Origin of the sequence: Nonomuraea sp. NPDC050153 (genome assembly GCF_044460125.1) — a bacterium.
Taxonomy (GTDB): Bacteria; Actinomycetota; Actinomycetes; order Streptosporangiales; family Streptosporangiaceae; genus Nonomuraea.
In genome coordinates, this window is the sequence record NZ_JBITJQ010000001.1 from 78,651 (window position 1) to 103,578 (window position 24,928).

Consider the following 24,928-nt stretch of genomic DNA (forward strand, 5'->3'; position numbering starts at 1 on the left):
GACCGGCCCCCCAGCCCGTAGCATTTGCTCATGACCCGTCGCGATCAGCGGCGTGCGCTCTCCTTCATCTTGGCGACGTCCGTGGCCTTGACGCAGGTCACGCCCGCCGCGCATGCCGAACCCCGCCGCCCCTCCACCATGGAGGCGTGGCAGCAGTCGACAAGCGTGCGCCTGCAGGCCGACGGTTCACTGTCCGACGTGCTGGCCGTCACCTCCAACGACGTGTGGGCGGTCGGCCAGCAGGAGATCTGGGACGTCTGGAAAAACCGGGGCACCATCCGCCACTGGAACGGCAGCGGCTGGTCCGAGATCTCCATCCGCGACGCCACGGCCGCGGGAAGCCTGCGCTCGCTGGCCGTGGCCGGGCCGTCCGACGTGTGGGCGGTGGGCGACGGGCACGACGGGCTGCCCTATCTGGCCCACGGCGACGTCAGCGGGTTCGACCGGGTCAGGCCGCAGGGCACCCCCGACGACGACCGCCCCTACACCCCGATCCTGCGGGCGGGAGACTGGCTGGGCGGCGTGGACGCCAAGCCGGGGCGGGTCGTGGCGGTCGGCAGCCGCGACCAGCAGGGCCTCATCCTCACCGGCCAGGGCAACTCCTGGACCGTGCAGCAGACCGAGGAGAAGGGCGCGCTCTACGCCGTGGCCGGCGGGTTCGCCGTCGGCGACACCGGCTCCGCACCGCTGATCGTGCACAACTCGGGCGGCTCGTGGAAGTCCATGCCGGTGCCCTCGATCCCCGGCGGCTACCTGCGCGACCTGCAGGTCGACAACGCCAAGCGGGCGGTGGCCGTCGGCGGCGTCTACCGCGGGCCCGGCGACGTCTCGCCGCTCGTGCTCACCTGGAACGGCAAGCGCTGGAGCGAGCAGCCGGTGCCGATCTCCGACGCCCGGCTGTACGGCGTCACCGGCGACGGCAAGGGCCGCTACTGGATCACCGGCTACGACCCGGCGCGGGCCGCCGAGCCGTTCATGCTGCGCTGCGAGAAGGGCGAGTGCGCGACCATCCGCGGCGGGGCCAAGCAGGGCAGGAGCAGCGTACGCCTCCAGGCCGTGGCCTACCTGCCCGGCAAGGGCACGGTGTGGGCGGTCGGGCACGCGGTCGACACCCGCGACCGCTACACCGACGTGGTCGAGTCGTTCGCGCCCAAGACCACCACCGCGAAGTCCTAGCGGCCGGCCCCTACAGCACGGCCCCGTCGTCCCAGCCCGAGTCGTTGGGCGGGCCGTCGCCCATGCGCACCACCAGCGCCACGAACCCGCCGATGAACGCCGCCACCGCCGTGAACAGCGCCCAGCCCTCCATGTGCCAGCTCGCCATCGCGGCCACCAGGAGATAGGCGGGGCCGCCGAACAGCGCCACCCACGCCAGCTTGGTGGGCAGGTCGAGCTTGGGCAGCGGAGGCGGAGGGGGCGGCTCGAAGTGGCCCTCCTCCTCCTCCTCGTTCTCGTCGTCCGCTGAATCCTGGTACGGGTCCTTGTAGGGGTCCTCGCCGGGCTCGGGCTCCTCCGAGGGTTTCACCACTCGGCGGGTGGGCTCGGCGGGGACGTTCTCGCTGTCCGGCCATGGCTGGTCGGCCGGGTCATGCTCGACGGTGTCGTTGAAGGACGCGACGATCTGCCGCCAGACCTCGTCCTCGTCACTCTGGGGCGTCACCTAGATGGACCTCTCCACAGCGATCGCGACTTCCCCCTGGGTGCGATCAGTCCCTCTGCAAGGGTACCGAGGCATGTGTCCGGATGAAGTCGAGGCTCCCGGCAAAGATCCTGTCGGCATCGTTGTCAAGCGTCGCAACATGGTAGCTATCGCTTAGCTCCTCGATCGTGGCCTGTGGGACCCTCTCACGGATGATCGCCACACTCGTCGGCTTCACCACGTGGTCCTCCGTGCTGTGGAAGACCAGCAGTGGTTGCGTCACCTTAGCCAGGTCGGCCTGCACAAGCGACCACAACGCGGGCAGCGAGGCGGCCGCCTTCACCGGGGTGCGGGCGTAGGCCAGCTCGGTCACGCCGGGTTTCTTGACGTCGTTGGCGACGCCGGGCACCGACGGCACGAACCATTTGAGCAGCGGAGCGAGCTTGAGGAGCGGCACGTCGTTCGCGATCGACGGGTTGACCGCGATCACGCCGGCGATGGCCGAGCCGTGCACCTCGGCGAGCCGCAGCGCCAGGCAGCCGCCCAGCGACAGCCCCGCCACGAACACGTCCGGGCAGCGCCCCTGGAGGTCCGCGAACGCCTTCTCCACCTCGGCGTACCAGTCCTCCCAGCGCGTCCTGTTCATCTCCTGCCACGTGGTCCCGTGCCCCGGCTGGCGGGGCAGCGAGACGCTCACCCCGTGCCCGGACAGGTACTCCGCCCACGGCCGCAACGACTGCGGCGTGCCGGTGAACCCGTGACAGAGCAGCACGCCGACCTGGCCTGCTTGATGGTGGTAGGGCTCCGCGCCTGGCATGAGCGGCATAACAGCTCCTCCATGCAGTTTCATTCCGGGATATCCCTCCCGGGAAATCCTCCGGGAACGGCCCGATCGTCGCACGTTCCGGGGTGTTTGTGCGAGAGCTGGTGTAGGAGCATCGTGTTCAAGGTGGGAAGATGACTCTGGTCACACGTACGCGCTGGAGAAGAGGTGCCGGGGTGTTCTACTGGGTGGTCAAGGCCATCTTGGGTCCGATCCTCCTCACCGTCTTCCGGCCGTGGACGGAGGGCGCGGACAACGTGCCCAAACAGGGGCCCGCGATCCTGGCCGGCAACCACCTGTCGTTCGCCGACCACTTCTTCGGCCCGCTGCAGATCCGCCGGAAGGTCATCTCGCTCGGCAAGGCCGACTACTTCACCGGGCGCGGCGTCAAGGGCTTCTTCACCCGGCTGTTCTTCAGCGGCGTCGGCACCGTGCCGATCGACCGCTCCGGGGGCAAGGCGAGCGAGGCGGCGCTGCGCACCGGCCTGCGCATCCTGCGCGAGGGTCACATCCTCGGCATCTACCCCGAGGGCACCCGCTCACCCGACGGCCGCCTCTACAAGGGCAAGACCGGTGTGGCGCGGCTCGCCCTGGAGTCGCGGGTGCCGGTGATCCCGTGGGCCGTGATCAACACCTACGAGATGATGCCGCCCGGGCGGCCGCTGCCGAAGATGGGGATCCGGCCGGGCGTCAAGTTCGGCAAGCCGCTCGACTTCTCCCGCTACTACGGGATGGAGGACGACCGGCTGGTGCTGCGCGCGGTGACCGACGAGATCATGTACGCCCTGATGGAGCTGTCCGGGCAGGAATACGTCGACAAGTACGCCGCCAGCGCCAAGGTCGAGCTGGAGCGCGCCGCCCGCGCCGCCGCCGCCAAGGGGTGAGTTCACCCGGCGGAGCGTAAGACCTCCTCGGTCTTCTTCATGGCCGTGGTCATCGTGTGCAGCTCCTCGCGGCTGAGCCGGTCGATCAGATAGGCCCGCACGACCTCCAGGTGGCCCGGCGCCACCCGTTCCAGGCAGCGCGCGCCCGCTTCCGTGAGCACCGCCAGCACCCCGCGCTCGTCGCCGGGGCAGGTGGCGCGTTCCACCAGGCCCGCCTTCTCGAGCTGGGTGATCTGGTACGTCAGCGCGCTCTTCGACACCACGACGCCCTTGGCCAGCTCGGTCATGCGCATCTGACGCCCGGGGGCGTCCGACAGCCGCACCAGGATCTCGTACTGGGGATGGGTCAACCCGGCCGCGGCCTTGAGCTGCTCCTCGATGCGCCGTTCGAGCAGGTGGGAAGTGGACAGGAAGGCGCGCCACGCCGCCATCTCCGTCGTGTCCAGCCATCGGGGGTTCGTCACCGACCCAGTGTACTTGTCGTTCAGATTTTAACTTTCGATGCTAGGGTTGTTGTTCAAATCTGAACGACCTTAAGGAGATCGCATGATCGGCCAGGCGCGCCCCATCGTCCTGCTGCTCGCGAGGATCGCCATCGGCGTGATCTTCCTCGTGCACGGCTACCAGAAGTTCGCGACCATGGGGATCGCGGGCACGACCAAGTTCTTCGAGTCCGTGGGCATCCCGCTGGCCTCGGTGGCCGCTCCCGCCGTCGCGGCGCTGGAGGTGGCCGGCGGCCTGGCGCTGATCCTGGGCGCCGCCCTGCCGATCGTGGGCACGTTGCTGGCCCTCGACATGGTGGGCGCCATCGTGTTCGTGCACGGCGGGAGCGGGTTCAGCGCCGGCGAGGGCGGCTACGAGTTCGTCCTGGCGCTGGCCGCGGCCAGCCTGGCCATCGGCTTCACGGGCGGGGGCGCGCTGGCGCTCGACAACGTCCTGGGCCGCCGCCGCCCCGAGTCGGCGCTCGCCTGACGCCTGCTCCTCCGGGACCCCGCGCCCGCGCGGGGTCCCGCCGTCTCAGGACAGGTGGGCGCGGATCTGCGCGATGTGCTCAGGAGTGGTACGGCAGCACCCGCCGATCAGCGACGCGCCCGCCTGCTGCCACTCCTTGGCCGCCTGCCCGAACTCCACCGGGTCGGCCAGTCCCAGCCAGCGGCGGTGCCCGGCGTCCCACGTCTCGCCCGAGTTCGGGTAGACCACCACGGGCAGCCCGCCCGCGAGGCACGAGATCAGCCCGGGGATGTGACGCGGCGCGGTGCAGTTGGCCCCGACGGCCACCACCTGCGGGTTTCCGCTGAACAGCGCGGCCGCCTCGGTGATCGGCGTGCCGTCGTTGAGCCGCTCGCCGTCGCGGCACGAGAAGCTCACCCACGCCTTTACCCCGGGCGTGCGGGCCAGCAGCCTGGCCAGCACCCGGGCCTCGGGGTAGGACGGGATCGTCTCGCAGGCCAGCAGGTCGGCCCCGGTCGAGGCGAGGATCTCCCAGCGCGGCAGATGCCAGTCGAACAGGCCGTCCTCGTCGAGGTCGTAGTCGCCGGTGTATTCGGCGCCGTTGGCCAGATAGGCGCCGTACGGGCCGACCGAGGCCGCCACCAGCCCGCGACCGGCCTCGTCGCGGGCCTGCTCGGCCAGCTCGACCGACAGCCTGATCAGCCGCTCGGCCGCCGCCACGTCCAGGCCGCGCCGGACGAACCCGGCGATCGTGGCCTGATAGCTGGCGGTCGTGGCCACGTCGGCGCCCGCCGCGAAGTAGTCGGCGTGGGCACGCCGGATCAGCTCGGGCCGCTCCAGCAGCAGCCGCGCCGACCAGAGCTCGTCGCCGAGGTCGGCGCCGAGCCGTTCGAGCTGGGTGGACAGGCCGCCGTCCAGGACAAGTGCAGTCACCCCACCAGAGTACGAGCCCGCGGGCGGGGCCGAGCCATCTACCGAGCCGTCTACCGGGGCCGTCTACTGGGGCCGCCTACCTGGGGCGCGAGCCCGCCCCCACCACCGGCGGCCGTCCCGGGAAGGCGCTGATCACGTGGTCGAGCAGGGCCGGGGTGTCCTCGGGAGAGTCCACCGTGAAGTCCGCCCCGCGGGCCAGCTCGTCGCCCGTCTCGGCGTTGGCCACCGCGACCCGGACGCCCATGAAGGCCGGGTCGCGCTCTTCCCCGCCGCGCAGCGCGTCGAAGGCCCGGGCGTCGGACAGGTCGTCGCCGAAGTACCAGGCGCGGGTCAGCGTCTCGATCTCGCGGGCGACGACCGTGCCCTTGTCGTGTTCGACGGGCGGCCTCAGCTCGACGACCATGCGCCCGTACTGCTCCCGCAGCCCCAGCTCGGCCGCCTTGCGGGACGACCACCGCTCGACCGCTCCACGCAGCGCCGGGGCCGACCGGTAGTGCAGCGCCACGATCAGCGCCTTGTCCTCGACCAGGATCTCGCGCGGCAGGTCGCGGGCGGCCTCCTCGGCCACGCGCCGCATGACCGGGGCCCACGGCTCGGCCCCGGCGTCGGTGCGCACCCGGCCGTCGACGACGGTCTGCATGCCGTACAGGCCGAACAGCCGCACCTGGGGAGCGCCCGAGAAGCGGTCGCGCAGGTACGCGGCGGGGCGGGCGGACACGATCGCGACCTTGCTCACCAGCCTGGCCAGCACGTGCAGCCGCGCCACCGCGCCGGCCACGGGGAGCACCGCGCCGGGGTCGCGCATGATCGGGGCGAGAGTCCCGTCGTAGTCGAAGAAGAAGCCGGATCTGGCGCTCTCCGAGACGGTGGCGGACACTGCTTCGGCGAAGCGGAGCGGGGCGCGAGAGGTCGCCATGCTCAGTGACGATAGAACAGCGTGACCGGCTCCGATAGACGCCTCCCCGTGAATTTCCCGGCCCTTGCCCGCCACCCGCCGTTCATGATCACGATGCCCTGTCCGGGGCCGGAAGGGCCGCCAGGCGGGAGAGGGCGCGCGGGTCGAGCACGACCACCTCGCCGGTCCGGATCTCGATCATCCCCCGCCGCTCGAACCCGCGCAGGGCCCGGTTGACGCTCACTCTGGTCGCGCCGATCTCGGCCCCCAGACCCGCCTGGCCCCCGTGCAGCGGCACCCGGCCGCCGGCGCAGCGCCGTACCAGCCAGCCGGCCACGCGGGACGGCACGTCGCGCACCGCCGCGTCGGTGAGCCGCTCGTCGAGGTCCCTGACGGTGGCGGCCAGCGTGCGCAGCAGCCGCGCCGCGACGGACGGCTCGGCGGCGACCAGCTCCAGCACCGCGGAGCGCGGCACGTACGCCACCTCCACGGCCGTCATCGCCGTCCGGGTCGCCCGGTGCGGGCCGTCCACGAGCAGCGCCGTCTTGTCGAACGCGACGGGCGCCTCCTCCACGGCGAGCACCACCTCCTTGCCCTCGGCGCTCACCCGCCCGGCCTTGACCCGCCCGTCGAGCAGCACGATCAGGTGCTCGGCCGGGTCGCCCTCGGTGCACAGCACCTGCCCGGCCGGGTAGCGCCGCCGCCGCGACAGCGCCGCGAGCCTGCGCAGCCGCCCGTCGCCGAGCCCGCCGAACATCGGCAGGTCGGCCAGCGTGAACGTCATGTATCCCGATATACACCACCCCGGTGCCCGGTGATGCTGAGCGCCGGCACCGGCGGCCCCTAGCGTGCGGGCATGGCGAGATACGTACTCCAACTGGCCTTCGACGGCACCCCCGGCCGCCTCGCGGCGCGCCCCGCGCACCGCGAACACCTGCGGCGGCTCAAGGACCAGGGACGGCTGGTGACCGCCGGGCCGTGGGCGGACGACTCGGGGGCGCTGCACGTGTACGAGGTGGCGGACGAGGCCGAGCTGCGCGACATCCTCCGCGAGGACCCGTACACGGCGGTGAACGGCTACGAGATCGTCCTCATGAAGCGGTGGACCCCGATCCTGTAGCCGCGTTCTCCGGGGCCCGGCCGGGCCCCGGAGAACGCCGTGGCCTACGAGCGCTTCCAGAAGGGCCCGCGGCGAGAGCCGTGCTGGTCCGGCGCGGGGCCGCCCACGAGGGCCGTGAGGACCTCCACCGCCCGGTCGTGCAGGGCTTGGGCGTCGGCGCCCGGCCGCTCGGCCGCCTCCAGCTCGCCGGCCAGCGACTCCAGCTCCGCGCTCCCCCCGAGGCACGCCGCCAGCGCCGCCAGCCGCGAGCCCAGGTCCGCCAGGTAGAGCAGATCGGCCATGGGCAGCGCCTTCAGCCGGTCGAGCTCGGCCACCAGCTGCGGCCTGACCGAGTCCAGCGGGTGAGCGGGTCCCGGCGCGAACTTCGGCGCCCACCCGCGTCCGCCACCGCCGGGCCTGCCATCGCCGGGCCTGCCACTGCCGCCGGGGACGCTCGGCGCGGCGGGAGCCGGCATCGGCGGCCCGCCGAACCCTCCGGCAGGCCCGCCGGCCAGGAAGTCCGGCTGCGCGTCGGCGGGACCGAGGCCGGGATCCGGCAGCCGCATCCGATGGACCGCGGGCGGTGGGGCGGCCATCACCGCCGCGTGCGCCGCGAAGCCCATCATGGGCGGGTTCTGCGGCAGCTCCCACCCGCTCGGCGGCTCGACCGGCTGGATGACCCGGTGCTCCGGCCCGCCCTCGGCCACCTGCCTGGTGTCGATCGCCACGTACGCGGTGAAGCGGCACAGCACGCCGTATTCCAGCGAGGTCCGCACGATCCGCTGCTCCAGGTCGTGCTCGCCCATGGCGTACCGGTCCTCCAGCTCCCGCAGGTGCGCGCGCGCCCACACGGCCCGGATGGCCGGATTGTCCACCGCCACGCCCGTGACCTGCTCCTCCCACGGCCCGCCGGCCGCCAGCCCGCGCACGGTCAGCGAGGAGCCCGCGCGGTGGCGCCCGTACACGCGCAGCGGCACGCCCGGGAAGATCGACCCGAGATGGGTGACGGTGTCCGGCTCGACCTCGAGCCCCTTGATCGAGAGGTCGGTCACCAGGGGAGCGCCGATCCTGCGGTGGATCTGCTCCATGGCCGCGTCCAGCCGGTCCTCCGACTCGACCAGCTCGCACCGGCCCGCGCCGAGCCCGGCCAGGCGGCCGAGGAAGCCGGCGTTCACGGCGCGGTCGATGCCGACCGTGTGCACGCGCATCGCCGACAGGGCGCCGCCCACCTGCTCCAGGATCTGATCCTCGTTGCCGACCTGGCCGTCGGTGACCAGCACCACGACCCGCTCCCGCTCGTTGCGGCCGCCCAGCAGGGCGATGGCCCGGCGCAGCGGCTCCAGCAGCTCGGTGCCGCCGCGGGCGTCCACCCGCGCGAGGTGCTCGACGGCGCGGTAGCGGTTGCGGTCGGACGCCTCCACCAGGCCCTCGAACGCCTCCTCCACCACCGAGTCGAACGTCAGCACCGCGAACCTGTCCGCGGCCGTCAGCGTGTCGACGATGCGGGCGGCGGCCCTCCTCGCGGCGACCATCTTCCAGCCGCCCATGCTGCCGGAACGGTCGAGCACCAGCACCAGGTCGCGCGGCGTGCGCGTGGACGGGAGCGGCGGCGGCACGACGGTGAGCGCGAACGTCCCCCCTTGCCCGGGCGGGCCGTCGAGCTGCAGCGACGTGGACGCGTCGAACGACAGCCGCAGGATGAAGTCGCGGTCCAGCCGCTCGCCGGGGCGCAGGCGTACCGTGTGGCCCTGCTCCTCCACCACGTGCAGGCTGGAGGCCAGCTCGCGCAGCTCCAGCCCGGCCGCGTCCACGCTCGCGCTCAGCGAGAGGCGCACCGGGTGGGGGAAGCCGGGCAGCAGGACGGGCGGGCTGATCCGGGACGCGTCCGGCACCGCGTCGGTGTCGGGCGCGACGCCGTCGCCCGCGGGCGGGCCGTCGACGGGACCGCCCGGGATGTAGCGCGGGGCCACGACCAGCGGGAAGCGGAACGTGGCCGCGCCGTCCTCGTACGGCAGGGGCTGGCTCATGGTCAGCCGGACCGAGACGCGCTCGCCGGGCAGGATGTTGCCCACCCGGATCGTGAACACGTCGGGCCGGTCCTCCTCGGCGATCGCCGCCCGCCTGCCCTCGCGCAGCGCCTGGTCGTAGTCGGCCCTGGCCTGGGCGCGCTCCTTCAGCACGCCCTCGATCACCCGGTCGTCGGCCTCCATCCTGAACCCGGTGACGGCCGCCCGGTCGGGCAGCGGGAAGACGTAGGTGGCCTCCAGGGTGACGTCGAACGGGTTCCTGAACCCCTGCGTGACCTCGACCCCGGCGACGAGCCCGGAGATGCCGGCGGTCACGTCCACGCTCTCGAGCGGCAGGTTGCCGCGCTCGGTCCGCAGCGCGCCGAACCCGGCATCGGGCACCGGCAGGCACCGTGCGGGCTCCAGCGAAGTGATCTTCATACCAGTTCCCTCTCTTCGAGCACCGCGAGCAACGGCCCTGCGGCCGCCAGCACCGCCTGAACATCCTCCTCGGACGGGACCCGGCCCGCGTCCAACACCAGCCGCACCCCGTCCCCCAACCTGACCCCCACGACGACCGCCCCACCGTCCGCGGCGTCTCCGTGCGCGTCTCCGTGCGTGTCTCGGTGCGCGCCTCTCGGTAGGCCCTTGCCCGGCCGCTCAGCCCAGAACCGCCCCCGCCCCGGCTCCCCGTCGGCCCGCGCACCACCCTGCCGATCGCCGGCGGCGTCGGTCACTGGGTGCGCGTCGTCGGGCGCTTCGAGCGGCGTGGCCTCGGGGCGGGCCGCCGTCTGCGGGGTCGTCCCGGAGGCCGGGTTCGCGGCCACTGCGGCCGCCGGCTCCAGGCTCGCGGCGGTCTCCAGCATGCGGTCCGTGGCGCCCGCCAGGGCCGCCTGGATCTCGGCGATCGAGCGCCCGGCCGCCTGCAGCCGTTTCACGGCCACGAGTTGCAGCAGGTGCCGCCGACCGTACCGGGCGATGCGGCCGCGCCTGGTCAGCGGCGGGTCCACCAGCCCGATCGTCGTATACCACCTGATCAGCCGCTCGCCGGGCACATCGCGGACCCGGCCGTTGACGGGCGGCGCGCCGTCCGGGCTCGCGCGCAGCGCCAGCGCCGCGCGCTCGGCCAGCTCGCCGATGCTCCAGGTGTCGCTCATACCTCCACAATGACACTGTCATTATTACACTGTCAATGATGCGGAAGAATGGCCGCCGCCATGTCGTTCTAAATAGGGAAAAGTCCGACCGACGGGGAGGAACAGGACATGGCCATGATCACTGGCCCACTCTCGGGTGATGCCAAGAACATCGTCGCGGAAGCCCTCCAGGGCGCCCTGGTCGATCTCATCGACCTCTCGCTGGTCGCCAAGCAGGCGCACTGGAACCTGGTCGGCCCGCACTTCCGCCCGATCCACCTCCAGCTCGACGAACTCACCGATCTCGCCCGGACCCACATGGACGCCATCGCCGAACGCGCCGTCGCCCTCGGGGTCAACCCCGACGGACGTTCCGCCACGGTCGCCAGGTCCACGAAGCTTCAGCAGCCGGAGTCCGGCTGGATCGAGGACGGCAAGGTCGTGGCGACGATCACCGATGTGCTGCAGGGCATCAGCAAGCGGATGCACGAGCGCGTCCGGACGACCGACGAGCCCGATCCGGTCACCCAGGACCTGCTCATCGCGGTGGCGCAGGACATCGACAAGCAGCACTGGATGTTCCAGGCCCAGGCCTGACCCGCCGGCGAGCCCGGGAGCCCGCACGGACGGGAGCCCGGGCTTCGGCATGTCGCGAGGGAGACCCGGGCCCGGCCGGATAAGTGGGCCGGAGAAGCGCAGGTCAGCGGTTCGCGGGCGTGAGTTGGCCGGATGATCGCACAGTGGGAGCCCGGGGTTTGCGCAGAGTTTGATGTCGCGAGTCCCTGTCATTCATGTCGGTGCGGTCGACTAGCGTGGCACCTAGAGGGAGGCCCCACGATGTCCCACAAGACTCTCCTCCGCACGGGCCCGCTCGTGCCGGGCGGCATCAGCCCGTACGGACCGCTCGGCCTGCCGGGCGCCGACGGTCTCGCGCTGCCCTCGGGCTTCACCGGCAGGGTGGTGGCCCGCTCGGGCCACAAGGTCGCCGGGCTGACCTGGCACGCGGCCCCCGACGGCGGCGCCTGCTTCCCCGACGGCGCCGGCTGGATCTACGTGTCCAACTCCGAGCTGCCCCTGCTCGGCGGCGCGTCGGCGCTGCGCTTCCGCGCCGACGGCTCGGTCGGTGACGCGTACCGCATCCTGTCCGGCACCGACCTCAACTGTGCGGGCGGCGCCACGCCGTGGCACACCTGGCTGTCGTGCGAGCTGGGCCACCGTGGCCGCGTGTTCGAGTGCGACCCGTACGGCGCCCGTGCCGCCCGGCCCCGCCTGGCCATGGGCCGCTTCAAGCACGAGGCCGCCGCCTGCGACCCCGAGCGGCGCGTCGTCTACATGACCGAGGACGAGCCCGACGGCTGCTTCTACCGGTTCAGGCCGAGCGACTGGGGCGATCTGACGGAGGGCACGCTGGAGGTGCTGTGCTCCTCGGGTCACTGGCGGGCGGTGCCCTCGCCGGCGGCCCTGCTCACGGAGGCCCGCCACCAGGTCGAGGACGCCCGCCACTTCGACGGCGGCGACGGCTGCCACTACGCGGGCGGGGTGTGCTACTTCACGACCAAGGGCGACACGGCCCTGTGGGCCTACGACGCGCAGACCTCCACGCTCGACCGGCTGTGCGCGGGCGTGCGCGCCATCACCGCCGCCCCCTCCGGCGACCTCTACGTGGCCAGGGAGACGACGGAGATCGACGTCATCACCCCCGACCGCGCGGTCACGCCGTTCCTCAGACTGGAGGGGCACGGCGGGGCGGAGCTGACCGGGCTGGCGTTCTCGCCGGTGGGCGAGCGGCTCTACTTCTCGGCCCGGCGCGGTCGCACCGAGGGCCACACCTTCGAGGTGGCGGGCCCCTTCCGGAGCTGACCGCGGAGCGCCGTCACCGCAGGTAGCGGACCAGGGCGAGCTTCAGCTCCGCCACCAGTTCCGCGCCGCGCTCCGGCGGCGCCGTGGTGGCCAGCGGCATCACCGCCTTCACCATGGCCACCGCCATCGTCCCCATGAGCTCGGCGCGCTCCTCCGCCAGGTCGGGGGAGCGGCGGCGGAGCATGGTCGCGACCTGCCGGGCGATGTCGGCGTGCAGCCGCCGCGAGGCCGCGGCCAGCTGATCGCCCGTCGCCGACCCGTACAGGAGCGACCAGTACGCCGGTGACGCGCCCTTGAACCTGACGCTCTCGTCCACGACCTGTTCCACCAGCGCCTCCAGCGGCACCTCGGGGGTGACGGCGGCCAGCCGGGCGGCCCAGAACTCCTGCCGGTCGTCGGTGTAGCGGGCCACCAGCCCGTCCAGGATCTCCTCCTTGTTGCGGAAGAACTGGTAGAGCGACCCCGGCGACATTCCCGCCCGCGCGGCGACGTGGTTCGTCGTCATGTCCGGGTATCCGGCCTCGGCGATCACCGACTCGGCGGCGTCGAGGATCTCCGCCATGCGCTTCAGGCCGCGCGCCTGCCGGCGAACCGTGCGTTCAGGCATGGGTCTCCTCATTGACAAATGCGAGCATTTACTTGTACTTCTGATCCGGAAGGGCAAACACGAGTAGTTTACCGAGTTTTGATCCGGGGGCACCCACATGGCGCTGAACACGCGGCAACGACCGATCGACGACGCGGAGACGGGCGGGCCGCCGCTGCGCAGGCTGGGCTTCCTGCTCGTCCGGCGCCGCTGGGCCGTGCTCGCCCTGGCCCTGGTCGTGCTCGCCGTCGCCGCGGCGCTGGCGGCGGGGGCGGTGCCGCGGCTGTCACTGGCCAGGTTCGAGGCGCCGGGGTCGGAGTCCGACCGGGCGCAGGCCGAGCTGGTGAAGCGGTTCGGGACGGGCAGCCCGGACATGATCTTCCTGGTGACCGCGAAGAGCGGCACGGTGGACGACCCCGCGGTCGAGGCCGAGGGCAGGGCGCTGACCGCGCGGATCGGCGGGCAGGGGGGCGTCGCCGAGTCCGCGTCGTACTGGACCCGTGGCAGGCCCGTCACCATGCGCAGCGAGGACGGCAGGCACGCGCTGGTCGTGGTGCGCATCCCCGGGGACGCCGACCACGTGCGCGGGCAGGTGCTGCCCACGCTCGTGCCCGAGATCACCGAGGGCACCGATCTGCTCCAGGTGCGGGCCGGGGGAGGGGAGGAGGTGTTCAGGGAGACCGTGCCGCTGTCCAGGCAGGACTTCGTCCGGGCCGAGCTGGTCATCTTCCCGCTGGCGTTCGCGCTGCTCTGGCTCTACCAGCGGCGCGCGATGGCGGCCCTGGTGCCGATCCTGGCCGGGCTGGTCGCGATGGTGATCGGGCTGGCGCTGCTGCGCGTGCCGCTGGCCTTCACCGGCATCTCCACGTTCGCCCTGAACCTGACCCTCGCGATGGGGCTCGGGCTCGGCATCGACTACTGCCTGTTCGTCATCCAGCGCTTCCGGGAGGAGACGCGGCGGGGCGCGGACCGGGCGGGCGCGGTGGCCGGGGCCGTGGAGCACGCGGGGCGGACGGTGCTGTTCAGCGGGCTCACCGTGGCCTCGTCCCTCGCGGTGCTGTTCGCGCTGCCGTTCGACTTCCTGAGATCCTTCGCGTACGCGGGCATCGCCGTCGTCGCCGGCGGGCTCTTCGCGGCCGTGATCGTGCTGCCCGCCGTGCTGGCCTCGTTCGGGGGCACGGTGCTCCCCCGAACGAGGCCGGCACGGCGGGTCCGGCCGGAGCGGGACCCGGGGTTCTGGCACGCGCTGGCCACCCGGGTGATGCGGCGGCCGCTGGTCTTCGGCGGGCTGGCCACGGCGGTGCTCCTGCTGCTCGCCTCGCCGTTCCTGGGGCTGCGGTTCGGCGTGGCCGACGACCGGGTCCTGCCCCCGGAGGCGTCGTCCCGGCAGACGCAGGAGGTCGTCCGCCAGTCCTTCCCGGCGGAGGAGACCGACGCCATCCAGATCATCCCCAAAAATCCGGCGTCAGGCGATATTTCGCCGTATGTGGTGGCGCTGTCCCGGCTCCCCGGGGTCGCCCAGGTCGACTCCGCCGCCGGCTCGTTCGCGGACGGCCGCCGGGTGGGTGACGGCGCCCCCGAGAGGTTCCGCCGGGGGTCGATCCGGGACACCTGGCTGTCCGTGGTCCCGTCCGCCGAGGCGCTGGCCGGCGACCCCGTGCGGCTGGTGGAGTCCGTACGCGCCGTGGAGCCCCCCTTCGAGGTGCTCGTCGGCGGCTACCCGGCCGAGCTGGCCGACTACCGCGCCTCCGTCGTCGACCGGCTCCCCCTGGTGCTGGCCCTCATGCTCGGCGTCACGTTCCTGGTCCTCCTCGGGATGACCGGGAGCCTGGTCATCCCGCTCAAGGCGTCCCTCCTGAACCTGCTCAGCATGGGCGTCATGTTCGGCGCCATCGTCTGGGTCTTCCAGGACGGCAACCTCTCCGGCCTGCTCGGCTTCACCCCGACGGGCGCGCTCGACCCCAGCATCCCGATCCTGATGCTGTGCGTCGCGTACGGCCTGTCGATGGACTACGAGGTGTTCCTGCTCTCCCGCATCAAGGAGGAGTACGACAGGACCGGCGACACCGAGCGGGCCGTGGCCACCGGCCTGCAGCGCGGCGCCCCGCTGATCACGGCCGCCGGCGGGATCCTGGCGCTCACGTTCGCCGCCTACGCCACGGCGCAGGTGATGTTCGTGCAGATGCTGGGCGTCGGCATGGCGGTGGCCGTGCTGGTGGACGCGACCGTGATCAGGGCGGTGCTGGTGCCGAGCCTGATGCGCCTGGCGGGCCCGCTCAACTGGTGGCCTGGAGGTCGCGCGACCACATCTGCTCGGTGACCTCGACCCCGTTCTCCATGCCCGTCTCCTCCGAGTCCAGCTCGAACCCGGCCCCCTGGTAGATCCGCCGCGCGCTCCCCAGGCAGTCGCGGGTCCACAGCGTGATCCGCTTGTACCCCTCGGCCCGCGCGTGCCGCAGACACTCCTCCACGAGCCGCCGCCCGAGCCCCAGCCCTCTGGCGGACGGCTCCACCAGCAGCATCCGCAGCTTGGCCGTCGTCTCGTCCTGCCGCACGCAGAACACGCACCCGGCCCGCTCGCCGCCCACCTCGGCGATCCACCCGGCGTCCCGGGAGAAGTCCAGATCGCCGACGATCCTGGCGACGAGCTGCTCGAACTCGACGCCCCAGCCGTACTCGCGGCTGTAGAGGTCGCCGTGCCGGTAGACGACCCAGCCCAGGTCGCCGGTGCGCGGGGGCCTGATCACGTACGGCCGCCCGGCGCCCCCGTCCCCCAGCAGCCCCCTGATCGTGCCCATGGCGGCCACCAGCCGCCCCTGGCTCTCGTCCGGCAGCCCGGACAGCAGCCGCTCGATCTCCTCGGCCGAACGCCTGTCGAGGCTCCCGAACGTCTCCGTGCCGGCGGAGGTGAGCCGTACGAGCTGCTTGCGGGCGTCAGAGGAGGAGCGCTCGCGCGAGATCAGCCCGTCGGTCTCGAAGCGCGCCAGGATCCTGCTGAGGTAGCCCGCGTCCAGGTCGAGCAGGGTGCGCAGCGCCCCGGTCTCCATCGGCGCGGTGTGCGCCAGCTCGAACAGCACCCTCGCCTCGGTCAGCGAGTACGGCGAGTCGAGCAGGCCCGCCTGCAGCGCGCCGATCACTTTCGTATAGAACCGGTTGAAGGCTCTGACCTCAGAGACCCTTGCCTCTGTCAACGAACTCATTGCCTAAGTCAACCATGAGAGGAACTCTGTTGTGAAGCGCGTCTACATAGGCGGATACGGCCCCGGCATCGTCACGGTCGGTGGCGGGCTCACCAGATTGGCCTCGCCGTCGTTCCTGGCCGCCCATCCCACCCTGCCGGTGCTGTACGCGGCGGGCGAGCTCGAACGCGGCTGGCTCACCGCGTTGGAGGCCGGCGAGACCCTCGCCCCGCTGGACGAGAGGCCGAGCGAGGGCTCGCTGCCCTGCCACGTCGCCGTGGACCCGACGGGCAGCGTGCTCGCGGCGGCCAACTACGGCGACGGCGTCGCCGTGATCTACCGCCTCGACGCCCGCGGCGCGTTCGACGGCGAGCCGATCGTGCTGCGCCACCAGGGCTCCGGCCCGAACGCGGAGCGCCAGGAGGGCCCGCACGCCCACCAGGCCGTCTTCCACGACGGGATCCTGCACGTCTCCGACCTCGGCACCGACGAGATCCGCCGCTACCGCTACGACGGCACCGCCCTGGAGTCGATCAAGCTCCAGCCCGGCACGGGCCCGCGCCACTTCGCCTTCTCCGGATCGCGCCTCTACGTGGCGGGCGAGCTCGCCGGCACCGTCACCCTCATCGAGGACGGGCGCCACACGGTCGTCCCCGCCTCGCGCGAGCCGGGCACCGGCTTCCCGTCCCACCTCCAGCTCGACGGCGACCTCGTGTACGTCGCCAACCGCGGCCCCGACACGATCACCGTGCTGCGCGCTGACGACCTGTCGTACGTGGCCGAGGTGCCGGCGGGCGGCGAGTGGCCCAGGCACTTCGCCATCGACGGGACCACGATGTACGTGGCCGGCCAGCATTCGGACACCGTCACCGCCTTCCAGCTGAAGGACGGCGTGCCCGAGCCCACGGGAGAGGTGTACGAGGCCGAAAGCCCGGGCTGTGTGCTGATCATGTAAGGAGTTCGCCAAGTCACGGCTCATCGGGTCGTTCGGTCATGACCATGGACGCGTGCGAAAGATCCTCGTCATGCTGCTGTCGCTGGTCGTCGTCGCCGGGTGCGGCGCTTCGCCCCCGGCCCCGGCGCCCCAGCCCGTCCAGCGCCCCGAGCCGGTCAGGACGCCGCCGCCCGACGCGGAGGTGCAGGAGTCATGGCACATGACCCGGCGCGGCGCGGAGCACGAGATCGAGGGCTACGCGGATCAGGTGAGCGTCCTGCCGGGCGGGCGCTTCGGGCTGCGCGTCTCGACGACCGCTCCGCGCTTCTCCGCGCGTGCCTTCCGCATGGGCGCGAACCCGGTCAAGGTGTGGGAGTCGCCCGCCGTCCGTGGCGTGCGGCAGGAGCCGATGAGGCTCGTGGACGGCACGGTGACCGCGGCCCACTGGCGGCCCTCGCTCAGCGTGGACACCGCGGGCTGGCCCGAGGGCGCGTACCTGATCAGGCTCGACGCCTCGACCGGCGCCCAGCGGTACGTCCCGATCACCGTGCGCTCGGCCTCCACCGCCGGCCGGGTGGTGATGGTGAACGCGGTCACCACCTGGCAGGCGTACAACCGGTGGGGCGGCCGCAGCCTCTACATGGGTCCGGGCGGGTTCGCCGGCCGCTCCCGCGCAGTAACCTTCGACCGCCCGTACGACGACCTCGGCGCCCGGCTCTTCCTGGACTTCGAGAACGAGGCGCTGGCCGTGGCCGAGCAGAGCCACGTGCCGCTGGCGTACCTGACGAACCTGGACCTCAAGCCCGGCGTGCTCGATCGCGCCCGGGCGGTGGTGTCGCTCGGGCACGACGAGTACTGGTCGCCCCGCATGCGCGCGGTCGTCACCGCGGCCAGGGACACCGGCACGAACCTGGCCTTCCTCGGCGCCAACGCCGTCTACTGGCGGATCGCGGTGCACGGCAGGACGGTCGCCTGCGACAAGGAGCGGCTGTGCCGGCTGTGGCGCGACTCCAGGCCGGAGAGCTCGCTGGTGGGGCAGATGTACGACTGCTTCCCCGCGGAGGGCGCCTACCGGGTGACGCGGCCGCACCACTGGATCTTCGCCGGGACCAAAGGGAGGCGGTTCCCGGGGATGGTCGGCGTGGAGTCCGACAAGGTGTCGCGGGGATCGCCAGGGAACGTCCGGGTGCTGGCGCAGTCGCCGTACTCCTGCGGCGGCGGGCGGGCGACCCACTCCGACAGCACGTACTACGTGGCCCCCAGCGGGGCGGGGGTGTTCGCGTCGGGGACGATGCGCTGGGTGTGCGCGATGCGGGGACGGCGGTGCGGCCACGGCGTCACCGACCGCGCCGCCGCCTTCACCCGCCGCGCGACGACCAACCTCCTGACCCGCTTCGCCCAGGGGCCGGCGGGCGCTCACTGACGTGGCCGGTCAGGCCATGGTCTCCCGCAGGACCTCGTCGAGCGTCCGGACGACCTCGCGCTCGGCGGGCTCCTTGGTCACGCCCGGGACAGCCGGGGGTCGCTCGCCCCTCGGGAGGCCAGGCCGACGGCCGCGCGCCAGCGTTCGTAGGAGGCGTCGTCCCGGGCGCCGGGCTCGAAGCGGCGTTCGAGGTGCCACGTATGGCGCAGCTCGGTCCGCGAGGCCCACACGCCCGCGCCCAGACCGGCCAGGAAGGCCGCTCCGAGCGCCGTGGTCTCCTGGATCGCCGGGCGCTCCACCGCCGCGCCGAGCTGGTCGGCCTGGAGCTGCATGAGCAGGTCGTTGGAGCTGGCCCCGCCGTCGGCCTTGAGCACCGGGACGGTGCCCCCGGTCATCACCTCCACCACGTCCCGCACCTCGAACGCGATCGCCTCCAGCGTGGCCCTGACCAGGTGCGCCCGCGTCGTGCCGCGCGTGATGCCGGTGATCAGCCCGCGCGCGCCCGGCTCCCAGTGCGGCGCCCCGAGCCCCGTCAGGGCCGGTACGAACACCACGCCCCCGCTGTCGGGCACCGTGCGCGCCACGGCCTCCGACTCCGGCGCCGTGCCGATCAGCCCCAGCCCGTCGCGCAGCCACTGCACGGCGGCCCCGGTCACGAAGATCGACCCCTCCAGCGCGAACGTGCGCTCGCCCGACGGCCTCTGCCAGGCCACCGTGGTCAGCAGCCCGGTGTCCGAACGGACGATCTCCCCGCCGAGGTTGGCCAGCACGAACGACCCCGTGCCGTACGTGCATTTGACGTCCCCCACGTCGAAGCACGTCTGCCCGAACAGCGCCGCCTGCTGGTCGCCGGCCACCCCGCTGATCGGCAGCTCCAGCCCGAGGAACGCGGACGGCTCCGTGTGCCCCAGCGGCCCGTAGTTGGGCACGATCTCGGGCAGGGCCTCCATGGGCACCCCGAACAGCTCGCACAGCTCCGGCTCCCAGCCGCCGGACGCGAGGCCGTACAGGAGGGTGCGCGAGGCGTTGGACGGGTCGGTCACGTGCCGCGCGCCCGCCGTGAGCCTGGCGATGAGGTAGGAGTCCACCGTCCCCAGGGCGACGTTTCCGGACCGGACGCCCGCCCACGTGCTCTCGTCGTGCTCGGCGAGCCAGGTGAGCTTCGTCGCGGTGAAGTACGGGTCGAGCCGCAGCCCGGTCAGCTCCGACACGCGCGGCTCGTGTCCGGCGTCGCGCAGCCGGTCGCAGATCCCGGCCGTGCGACGGTCCTGCCACACGATGGCCCGGCACGGCGCGGCCAGCGTGTGCCGGTCCCAGAGCACGGCGGTCTCGCGCTGGTTCGTGATGCCGACGCAGGACGGGGAGCCGGAGGCCCCGCTCAGCGCGGTGCCGCACGCGGCGAGTGTGGCTTGCCAGATTTCTTCGGGATTGTGCTCCACCCATCCGGGGGAAGGAAAGTGCTGTGCGAACTCCTCGTAGCCTTTGGACTCGATTTGCCCGTTTTCAGTGACTACGAGGGCGGTCACGCCTGTCGTCCCGGCGTCAATGGCCAAAACACTCACGAAATATCCCCGCAATCTGGGCAGCCTGGCGTTTGGTCTAGACCACTGCCCGTGACGACGGGCACAATGCGAGTCTGACATCAAGGTGACCCCCATCGGGAGGAACCCGCCATGCGTATTGGAGTGCTGACCGGGGGCGGCGACTGCCCCGGTCTCAACGCCGTGATCAGGGCAGTGGTGCGAAAGGGGGTGAGCGTCTACGGCCACGAGTTCGTCGGATTCCGTGACGGCTGGCGCGGCCCCCTTGAAGGCGACACGATGCCGCTCGACATCCAGGCCGTGCGGGGCATCCTGCCGCGCGGCGGAACCATACTGGGCTCTTCCCGCACCAACCCCATCAAGATCCAGGGCGGCGTGGACCGGATCAAGGAGAACCTCGCCGCCACCGGCGTCGACGCCTTGATCGCCATCGGCGGCGAGGACACGCTCGGCGTCGCCAAGCAGCTCTACGACCGCCACGTCAACGTGGTGGGCGTCCCCAAGACCATTGACAACGACCTGTCGGGCACCGACTACACCTTCGGCTTCGACACCGCCGTCAACATCGCGACCGAGGCCATCGACCGCCTCCACACCACCGCCGAGTCCCACCACCGGGCGCTCATCTGCGAGGTCATGGGCCGCCACGCGGGCTGGATCGCGCTCCACGCGGGCATGGCGGGCGGCGCGAACGTCATCCTCATCCCGGAGCGGCCGTTCGACATCGACCGGGTCTGCGAGTACGTCGAGTCCCGCTTCCGCACCCGCTACTCGCCGATCATCGTGGTCGCCGAGGGCGCCCACCCGGTCGAGGGCCAGATGGAGCTGCAGACGGGCGAGCTCGACGCGTTCGGGCACGTACGGCTGGGCGGCATCGGCGAGAGGCTGGCCAAGGAGATCGAGAAGCGCACCGGCAAGGAGGCCCGCACCACGGTGCTCGGCCACATCCAGCGCGGCGGCACCCCGACGGCCTACGACCGGGTGCTGGCCACCAGGTTCGGGCTGCAGGCCATCGACGCCGCCCACGAGGGCGACTACGGCAAGATGGTCGCGCTGCGCGGCACCGACATCGTCCGCGTCGGGCTCGACGAGGCCACGGCCGAGCTGAAGACCGTGCCCGTCTCGCGCTACTCCGAGGCGGAGGTGTTCTTCGGCTGAGTGAAAGCCGCCTGCAAGCGCGCGGCCGTACCTTCTGAACCAGCGGGGTCCTGGAGCTCCGCCTCAGGGTACGGCTTGCGCCGCGGCGAGTCGGCGGCCCACCACGCGTCGCAAGCCGTACCTGTCAGATAGCTCAACCGCGGGGCGTGCCGAAGAGATCCACTTCCGGCGCGCCCTCGTCGTGTTCCCCGCGCAGCCGCGCGCGGTACTCCGCCTCGCTGCGCAGCTCCTTCTCCGAGGGGGAGAGGATGACGGCGAGCAGCAGCCCGACGGTGATCACGCTGATGCCGACGATCAGCGGCAGCAGCAGGTCGACGGCCTTGACGCCGGCCACGGGCGCCATGTCGGGGTGCACGGCCACCGACATCGAGTACATCCCCGTGTAGTGCATGCCCGAGACCGCCACGCCCATGACGAGGGCCGCGCCGCCGATCTTGAGGGCGCCGCGGACCCGCACCGTGAACCAGAGCGCCACCGTCGCCGCCGCCACCGCGATCAGCACGGACACGGAGACGACCGCGGGGTCGTAGGAGACGAGGGCGGACATGTTCATCGCGTACATGCCCAGGTAGTGCATGGCGGCCACACCGAGGCCGGTCAGGACGCCGCCGCCGAGCAGGGAGGCCGGCCGCTCGCCGCCGTAGGAGACCAGGAACAGGCCCATCCCCACGACGACGACCGCGATGAACGCGGACAGGGCGGTGAGCGGCACGTCGTAGCGGATCGGCGAGCCGGTCACGGAGAAGCCGAGCATGGCGATGAAGTGCATCGTCCAGATGCCGGTGCCGCCGATCGCGAAGGCGGCCCCCACCAGCCATAACCTGCCCTCGCGCCGACCGGCGAGGCGGGCTCTCGAGGTCAGCAGCAGGCCCAGCATGGAGCCCACGCTGGACATGACGTAAGCAAGTACGGGCGTTAAGAGCCCATAGGAAAAATGATCGATCGGCGACACAACCCCCACCCCAACCCCTTACGCACCGATAAGGGAGTATGAACAGGCAGTCGCCGATCGCGCAACTATCTTCTTCTGCTCTGCATGGCCTGGCGGCGCGGCTGCGGCACCGGCATCGCCGGAGCGGGGTAGACGAGCTGCTGCTGCTGGGTGGTACGCCGGCGCAGCTCCAGCTTGGCGACCAGTTCGGCGTCCTCGTGCAGCTCCTCCTCCGAGGGCGAGAGGATCACCATGAGGAGCATGGTCAGCGTGATCAGGCTGATCACGGTCATGAGGGGCACGAGGAAGTCGAGCGCGTCGGCGCCCCCGACCATGCCGGGCTCGGCGTCGATCGTGACGTGCATCGCGTACATGCCGGTGTAGTGCATGCCCGAGACCGCCACGCCCATGACCAGGGCGGCGAGGGTGATCCAGACGGGCTTCTTGACCCGCAGCGTGAACCACAGCGCCACGGTCGCGGCCACGACGGCGATGGCCACGGAGACGGCCACGGTGATGCGGTCATAGGAGACGTGGGCGGACATGTTCATCGCGTACATGCCCAGGTAGTGCATGGAGGCCACGCCGAGGCCCGTGAGCAGGCCGCCGCCGAGGAGCGCCGGGACCCGGCCGCCACCGTACGAGACCAGCAGCAGGCCGGTGCCCACCACCACGATGGCCACCACCGCGGAGGCGACGGTGAGCCACACGTCGTACTTGATCTGGGTGCCTTCGACCTCGAAGCCCATCATGGCGATGAAGTGCATGACCCAGATGCCGGTGCCGCCGATCGAGATGGCCGCGCCCAGCAGCCAGCGCACCCGGGAACCGCCACGCGAGGCGTGCGCCTGGGCGGTGAGCCGCAGACCGAGCATGGACCCGATGCAGGACATCACGTAGGCGAGCAGGGGGGTCAGCAGGCCGTAGGTGAAATGATTCACAGCGGAGGTCATCTATCGGTTCCTTGGTATTTAGGGGTTCCCGGATTGTGCCATCCGGCATGTCCCATTCGCATAGATATCACCACTATCTGTCAACCTCCCAGTCGGAACATGAGAAGGGCTCATGAGTATCGAGGGGCCGTTCTGGCGCGCGATCGCGGTCTTCCGGGTGGCGTCGCTGGTGTACGCGGCCGCGCTGATGGCCCAGCACCGCGGCTACGAGCAGCCGGTGCTCGGCTGGCTGGTGATCGGGGTGATGGCGCTGTGGACGGCGGGGGCGACGTCCGCCTACTCGGCCCGGTCGCTGCGCCGGTGGCCGCTGCTGGCGATCGACCTGCTGGTCACGATGGCCTGCCTGCTGGCCTCTCCATACGTCGAGGGCGCCGGTCAAGGCGCGGCGGGCACCATGCCCGTGCCCGCCACGTGGGTGGCCGGTCCCGTGCTGGCCTGGGCCGTGCATGGGGGCAGGCGGCTGGGCGCGGTCGCGGCGGCCGTCGTCGCGGCGGGCGATCTGTGGCTGCGCGTCCGCACCGAGGACGCGCCCATCCTGATCAACGGCGCGGTCCTGCTCTTCCTGGCGGGTGTCGTGGTCGGCCACGTGGCCCAGCTGGCCAGGCAGGCCGAGGAGCGCATGCAGCGCGCCATCGAGATGGAGGCCGCCCAGCGCGAACGCGAGCGGCTGGCCCGCGACATCCACGACTCGGTGCTCCAAGTTCTGGCCCTGGTCCAGCGGCGCGGCCGGCAGATCGGCGGCGAGGCGGCGGAGCTGGGACGGCTGGCCGGCGAGCAGGAGGCCGTGCTCCGCCAGCTCGTCGCCCCCGGCTCCGCCCCCGTCCCCGTGGGCTCGGCCGACCTGCGCGCGCTCCTCCTGCCGCTCTCCTCGCCCGGGGTGACGGTCTCCACGCCCGCCACGCCGATGATCCTGCCCGCGCCGGTGGCCGCGGGGACGGCCGCCGCCGTCCGCGCGGCGCTGGACAACGTACGGGACCACTGCGGGCCCGGCGCCCGCGCGTGGGTCTTCGCCGAGTCGTCGGACGGCGTCATCACGGTGACGGTGCGGGACGAGGGCCCGGGTATCGCCGAGGGCCGCCTGGCCCAGGCCGCCGCGGCCGGCCGCCTGGGGGTCGCCCAGTCCATCCGCGGCCGGATCGCCGACCTGGGCGGCACGGTCGCCTTCACCTCCGGCGCGGGGGAGGGCACGGAGGTCGAGATCGCGGTGCCTGTTTCCGGGCCTGTTTCCGGGCCTGATTCCGGGCCCGCCCCGGCGTCGCCGCAGGCGGAGGGCGGGGCCGGGCGGCGCGGTTAGAGTTGCGACATGGTGCGGGTGATGGTGGTGGACGACCATCCGATGTGGCGTGACGGCGTCGCCAGGGATCTCGCCGAAGCCGGGTACGAGGTCGTCGCCACCGTGGGGGAGGGGCGGCAGGCGGTGCGGGTGGCCGGGGCGGTGCGGCCGGACGTCGTGGTGCTCGACCTGCGGTTACCGGATATGTCGGGCGCGGAGGTGGCCGTCAGGCTGGCCGCGGTGGAGCCGCCGCCCAGGGTGCTGGTGCTGTCGGCCAGCGCCGAGCAGGACGACGTGCTGGAAGCAGTCAAGGCAGGCGCGTCAGGATATTTGGTGAAATCGGCCAGCCGGGAGGAGTTCCTCGACGCGGTACGCCGTACCGCCGACGGCGACGCCGTGTTCACCCCGGGCCTGGCCGGGCTCGTGCTGGGCGAATACCGGCGGCTGGCCGCGCAGCCGGCGCCCGCCGAGGGGCCGCGGCTGACCGAGCGCGAGACCGAGGTGCTCAGGCTGGTCGCCAAGGGCCTGTCCTACAGGCAGATCGCCGAGCGGCTCGTGCTCTCCCACCGCACGGTGCAGAACCACGTCCAGAACGCGCTGCGCAAGCTCCAGCTCCACAGCCGGGTGGAGCTGGTGCGATATGCGATCGAGCACGGGCTGGACGCGGACTAAACTCGATGGGGCGCGAAGTTCCCTTCGACGCGTGCCGTTCCCCGTCTTCCCG

The 24,928-nt window shown here is 72.2% G+C and carries 25 protein-coding genes; 12 read left to right on the forward strand and 13 right to left on the reverse strand.

What is annotated here, in order from left to right; all coding sequences use genetic code 11:
• Nucleotides 1-30 precede the first annotated feature (30 nt).
• Entirely contained in the window at nucleotides 31-1,176 is a 1,146-nt protein-coding gene (locus ACIBQ1_RS00405; protein ID WP_397273766.1) for a hypothetical protein, read from the forward strand.
• 10 nt (nucleotides 1,177-1,186) lie between these two features.
• Here ACIBQ1_RS00405 and ACIBQ1_RS00410 read toward each other — a convergent pair whose 3' ends face one another.
• Nucleotides 1,187-1,660: a hypothetical protein gene (locus ACIBQ1_RS00410; protein ID WP_397273767.1), complete on the reverse strand. Its 474-nt coding sequence runs from the start codon at nucleotides 1,658-1,660 to the stop codon at nucleotides 1,187-1,189.
• Nucleotides 1,661-1,706: 46 nt separating this feature from the next.
• A complete protein-coding gene (locus ACIBQ1_RS00415) occupies nucleotides 1,707-2,465 on the reverse strand; it encodes an alpha/beta hydrolase (RefSeq protein WP_397273768.1) in 759 nt (252 codons plus the stop codon).
• A 173-nt stretch (nucleotides 2,466-2,638) separates the two neighbouring features.
• Between ACIBQ1_RS00415 and ACIBQ1_RS00420 the strand changes: the two genes are divergently transcribed.
• Nucleotides 2,639-3,346 (forward strand): lysophospholipid acyltransferase family protein, encoded by a 708-nt coding sequence (locus tag ACIBQ1_RS00420; RefSeq protein ID WP_397274536.1) that lies wholly within the window; start codon nucleotides 2,639-2,641, stop codon nucleotides 3,344-3,346.
• A 2-nt stretch (nucleotides 3,347-3,348) separates the two neighbouring features.
• Here the strand turns inward: ACIBQ1_RS00420 and ACIBQ1_RS00425 are convergent, their stop codons facing one another.
• The gene (locus tag ACIBQ1_RS00425) at nucleotides 3,349-3,810 is read right to left on the reverse strand and encodes a MarR family winged helix-turn-helix transcriptional regulator (RefSeq protein ID WP_397273769.1); all 462 of its coding nucleotides are present in this window, start codon (nucleotides 3,808-3,810) and stop codon (nucleotides 3,349-3,351) included.
• A gap of 82 nt (nucleotides 3,811-3,892) precedes the next feature.
• Here ACIBQ1_RS00425 and ACIBQ1_RS00430 point away from each other — a divergent pair, with 82 nt between their 5' ends.
• Nucleotides 3,893-4,318, forward strand: coding sequence for a DoxX family protein (locus ACIBQ1_RS00430; protein ID WP_397273770.1), 426 nt, complete (start codon nucleotides 3,893-3,895; stop codon nucleotides 4,316-4,318).
• 45 nt (nucleotides 4,319-4,363) lie between these two features.
• Here the strand turns inward: ACIBQ1_RS00430 and mmuM are convergent, their stop codons facing one another.
• The 3 genes from mmuM to ACIBQ1_RS00445 all read right to left on the reverse strand — a co-directional run bounded on the left by mmuM (nucleotide 4,364) and on the right by ACIBQ1_RS00445 (nucleotide 6,909).
• Nucleotides 4,364-5,230: a homocysteine S-methyltransferase gene (gene mmuM, locus ACIBQ1_RS00435; protein ID WP_397273771.1), complete on the reverse strand. Its 867-nt coding sequence runs from the start codon at nucleotides 5,228-5,230 to the stop codon at nucleotides 4,364-4,366.
• Between the two features lie 76 nt (nucleotides 5,231-5,306).
• Nucleotides 5,307-6,146, reverse strand: coding sequence for a trehalose-phosphatase (otsB, locus tag ACIBQ1_RS00440; protein WP_397273772.1), 840 nt, complete (start codon nucleotides 6,144-6,146; stop codon nucleotides 5,307-5,309).
• 88 nt (nucleotides 6,147-6,234) lie between these two features.
• Nucleotides 6,235-6,909, reverse strand: a complete 675-nt coding sequence (locus tag ACIBQ1_RS00445) for a Crp/Fnr family transcriptional regulator (RefSeq protein ID WP_397273773.1) — start codon at nucleotides 6,907-6,909, stop codon at nucleotides 6,235-6,237.
• Between the two features lie 72 nt (nucleotides 6,910-6,981).
• Here ACIBQ1_RS00445 and ACIBQ1_RS00450 point away from each other — a divergent pair, with 72 nt between their 5' ends.
• Nucleotides 6,982-7,245, forward strand: coding sequence for a YciI family protein (locus ACIBQ1_RS00450; RefSeq protein WP_355365252.1), 264 nt, complete (start codon nucleotides 6,982-6,984; stop codon nucleotides 7,243-7,245).
• A gap of 44 nt (nucleotides 7,246-7,289) precedes the next feature.
• On the opposite strand, the gene ACIBQ1_RS00455 is transcribed toward ACIBQ1_RS00450, so the two are convergent.
• Nucleotides 7,290-9,671 (reverse strand): VIT domain-containing protein, encoded by a 2,382-nt coding sequence (locus tag ACIBQ1_RS00455; RefSeq protein ID WP_397273774.1) that lies wholly within the window; start codon nucleotides 9,669-9,671, stop codon nucleotides 7,290-7,292.
• Nucleotides 9,668-10,387: a MerR family transcriptional regulator gene (locus tag ACIBQ1_RS00460; RefSeq protein ID WP_397273775.1), complete on the reverse strand. Its 720-nt coding sequence runs from the start codon at nucleotides 10,385-10,387 to the stop codon at nucleotides 9,668-9,670. Before ACIBQ1_RS00460 ends, ACIBQ1_RS00455 begins: the two co-directional genes overlap by 4 nt.
• A gap of 114 nt (nucleotides 10,388-10,501) precedes the next feature.
• Between ACIBQ1_RS00460 and ACIBQ1_RS00465 the strand changes: the two genes are divergently transcribed.
• Both ACIBQ1_RS00465 and ACIBQ1_RS00470 read left to right on the forward strand, forming a co-directional pair.
• Nucleotides 10,502-10,963 (forward strand): Dps family protein, encoded by a 462-nt coding sequence (locus tag ACIBQ1_RS00465; protein WP_397273776.1) that lies wholly within the window; start codon nucleotides 10,502-10,504, stop codon nucleotides 10,961-10,963.
• A 240-nt stretch (nucleotides 10,964-11,203) separates the two neighbouring features.
• A complete protein-coding gene (locus tag ACIBQ1_RS00470; protein WP_397273777.1) occupies nucleotides 11,204-12,226 on the forward strand; it encodes an alkaline phosphatase PhoX in 1,023 nt (340 codons plus the stop codon).
• A gap of 13 nt (nucleotides 12,227-12,239) precedes the next feature.
• Here the strand turns inward: ACIBQ1_RS00470 and ACIBQ1_RS00475 are convergent, their stop codons facing one another.
• Nucleotides 12,240-12,833, reverse strand: a complete 594-nt coding sequence (locus ACIBQ1_RS00475; protein WP_397273778.1) for a TetR/AcrR family transcriptional regulator — start codon at nucleotides 12,831-12,833, stop codon at nucleotides 12,240-12,242.
• Nucleotides 12,834-12,930: 97 nt separating this feature from the next.
• Here ACIBQ1_RS00475 and ACIBQ1_RS00480 point away from each other — a divergent pair, with 97 nt between their 5' ends.
• Nucleotides 12,931-15,132 (forward strand): MMPL family transporter, encoded by a 2,202-nt coding sequence (locus tag ACIBQ1_RS00480; protein WP_397273779.1) that lies wholly within the window; start codon nucleotides 12,931-12,933, stop codon nucleotides 15,130-15,132.
• On the opposite strand, the gene ACIBQ1_RS00485 is transcribed toward ACIBQ1_RS00480, so the two are convergent.
• Nucleotides 15,089-15,949, reverse strand: a complete 861-nt coding sequence (locus ACIBQ1_RS00485) for a GNAT family N-acetyltransferase (RefSeq protein ID WP_397273780.1) — start codon at nucleotides 15,947-15,949, stop codon at nucleotides 15,089-15,091. The two genes, ACIBQ1_RS00480 and ACIBQ1_RS00485, sit on opposite strands and share 44 nt — an antisense overlap.
• Nucleotides 15,950-16,043: 94 nt before the next feature.
• On the opposite strand from ACIBQ1_RS00485, the gene ACIBQ1_RS00490 reads away from it, so the two are divergent.
• Both ACIBQ1_RS00490 and ACIBQ1_RS00495 read left to right on the forward strand, forming a co-directional pair.
• Nucleotides 16,044-16,946 carry a lactonase family protein gene (locus ACIBQ1_RS00490; protein WP_397273781.1) on the forward strand — a complete coding sequence of 301 codons (903 nt, stop codon included), beginning with the start codon at nucleotides 16,044-16,046 and terminating at the stop codon, nucleotides 16,944-16,946.
• A 52-nt stretch (nucleotides 16,947-16,998) separates the two neighbouring features.
• A complete protein-coding gene (locus ACIBQ1_RS00495) occupies nucleotides 16,999-18,348 on the forward strand; it encodes a N,N-dimethylformamidase beta subunit family domain-containing protein (protein ID WP_397273782.1) in 1,350 nt (449 codons plus the stop codon).
• Nucleotides 18,349-18,425: 77 nt separating this feature from the next.
• On the opposite strand, the gene ACIBQ1_RS00500 is transcribed toward ACIBQ1_RS00495, so the two are convergent.
• Nucleotides 18,426-19,910, reverse strand: a complete 1,485-nt coding sequence (locus ACIBQ1_RS00500) for an FGGY family carbohydrate kinase (RefSeq protein WP_397273783.1) — start codon at nucleotides 19,908-19,910, stop codon at nucleotides 18,426-18,428.
• Between the two features lie 111 nt (nucleotides 19,911-20,021).
• Here ACIBQ1_RS00500 and ACIBQ1_RS00505 point away from each other — a divergent pair, with 111 nt between their 5' ends.
• Nucleotides 20,022-21,047 carry a 6-phosphofructokinase gene (locus tag ACIBQ1_RS00505; RefSeq protein ID WP_397273784.1) on the forward strand — a complete coding sequence of 342 codons (1,026 nt, stop codon included), beginning with the start codon at nucleotides 20,022-20,024 and terminating at the stop codon, nucleotides 21,045-21,047.
• A gap of 133 nt (nucleotides 21,048-21,180) precedes the next feature.
• Here the strand turns inward: ACIBQ1_RS00505 and ACIBQ1_RS00510 are convergent, their stop codons facing one another.
• Nucleotides 21,181-21,942 carry an MHYT domain-containing protein gene (locus ACIBQ1_RS00510; RefSeq protein WP_397273785.1) on the reverse strand — a complete coding sequence of 254 codons (762 nt, stop codon included), beginning with the start codon at nucleotides 21,940-21,942 and terminating at the stop codon, nucleotides 21,181-21,183.
• Nucleotides 21,943-22,064: 122 nt separating this feature from the next.
• Complete coding sequence (locus ACIBQ1_RS00515; protein WP_397273786.1) at nucleotides 22,065-22,931, reverse strand: MHYT domain-containing protein; 867 nt, start codon at nucleotides 22,929-22,931, stop codon at nucleotides 22,065-22,067.
• A gap of 112 nt (nucleotides 22,932-23,043) precedes the next feature.
• Between ACIBQ1_RS00515 and macS the strand changes: the two genes are divergently transcribed.
• Both macS and ACIBQ1_RS00525 read left to right on the forward strand, forming a co-directional pair.
• A complete protein-coding gene (gene macS, locus ACIBQ1_RS00520) occupies nucleotides 23,044-24,225 on the forward strand; it encodes a MacS family sensor histidine kinase (RefSeq protein WP_397273787.1) in 1,182 nt (393 codons plus the stop codon).
• Between the two features lie 9 nt (nucleotides 24,226-24,234).
• On the forward strand, nucleotides 24,235-24,876 hold the full coding sequence (locus ACIBQ1_RS00525; protein WP_397273788.1) for a response regulator: 642 nt from the start codon (nucleotides 24,235-24,237) through the stop codon (nucleotides 24,874-24,876).
• The last annotated feature ends 52 nt before the right edge of the window (nucleotides 24,877-24,928 follow it).

Excerpts from the sequence above, each read along its gene's own strand:
- ACIBQ1_RS00405 (WP_397273766.1), top strand. The coding sequence starts at position 31 with ATGACCCGTCGCGATCAGCGGCGTGCGCTCTCCTTCATCTTGGCGACG.
- ACIBQ1_RS00415 (WP_397273768.1), bottom strand. The coding sequence starts at position 2,465 with ATGCCGCTCATGCCAGGCGCGGAGCCCTACCACCATCAAGCAGGCCAG.
- ACIBQ1_RS00430 (WP_397273770.1), top strand. The coding sequence starts at position 3,893 with ATGATCGGCCAGGCGCGCCCCATCGTCCTGCTGCTCGCGAGGATCGCC.
- otsB (WP_397273772.1), bottom strand. The coding sequence starts at position 6,146 with ATGGCGACCTCTCGCGCCCCGCTCCGCTTCGCCGAAGCAGTGTCCGCC.
- ACIBQ1_RS00445 (WP_397273773.1), bottom strand. The coding sequence starts at position 6,909 with ATGACGTTCACGCTGGCCGACCTGCCGATGTTCGGCGGGCTCGGCGAC.
- ACIBQ1_RS00450 (WP_355365252.1), top strand. The coding sequence starts at position 6,982 with ATGGCGAGATACGTACTCCAACTGGCCTTCGACGGCACCCCCGGCCGC.
- ACIBQ1_RS00455 (WP_397273774.1), bottom strand. The coding sequence starts at position 9,671 with ATGAAGATCACTTCGCTGGAGCCCGCACGGTGCCTGCCGGTGCCCGAT.
- ACIBQ1_RS00460 (WP_397273775.1), bottom strand. The coding sequence starts at position 10,387 with ATGAGCGACACCTGGAGCATCGGCGAGCTGGCCGAGCGCGCGGCGCTG.
- ACIBQ1_RS00465 (WP_397273776.1), top strand. The coding sequence starts at position 10,502 with ATGATCACTGGCCCACTCTCGGGTGATGCCAAGAACATCGTCGCGGAA.
- ACIBQ1_RS00470 (WP_397273777.1), top strand. The coding sequence starts at position 11,204 with ATGTCCCACAAGACTCTCCTCCGCACGGGCCCGCTCGTGCCGGGCGGC.
- ACIBQ1_RS00475 (WP_397273778.1), bottom strand. The coding sequence starts at position 12,833 with ATGCCTGAACGCACGGTTCGCCGGCAGGCGCGCGGCCTGAAGCGCATG.
- ACIBQ1_RS00480 (WP_397273779.1), top strand. The coding sequence starts at position 12,931 with ATGGCGCTGAACACGCGGCAACGACCGATCGACGACGCGGAGACGGGC.
- ACIBQ1_RS00505 (WP_397273784.1), top strand. The coding sequence starts at position 20,022 with ATGCGTATTGGAGTGCTGACCGGGGGCGGCGACTGCCCCGGTCTCAAC.
- ACIBQ1_RS00510 (WP_397273785.1), bottom strand. The coding sequence starts at position 21,942 with ATGTCCAGCGTGGGCTCCATGCTGGGCCTGCTGCTGACCTCGAGAGCC.
- ACIBQ1_RS00515 (WP_397273786.1), bottom strand. The coding sequence starts at position 22,931 with ATGACCTCCGCTGTGAATCATTTCACCTACGGCCTGCTGACCCCCCTG.
- macS (WP_397273787.1), top strand. The coding sequence starts at position 23,044 with ATGAGTATCGAGGGGCCGTTCTGGCGCGCGATCGCGGTCTTCCGGGTG.
- ACIBQ1_RS00525 (WP_397273788.1), top strand. The coding sequence starts at position 24,235 with ATGGTGCGGGTGATGGTGGTGGACGACCATCCGATGTGGCGTGACGGC.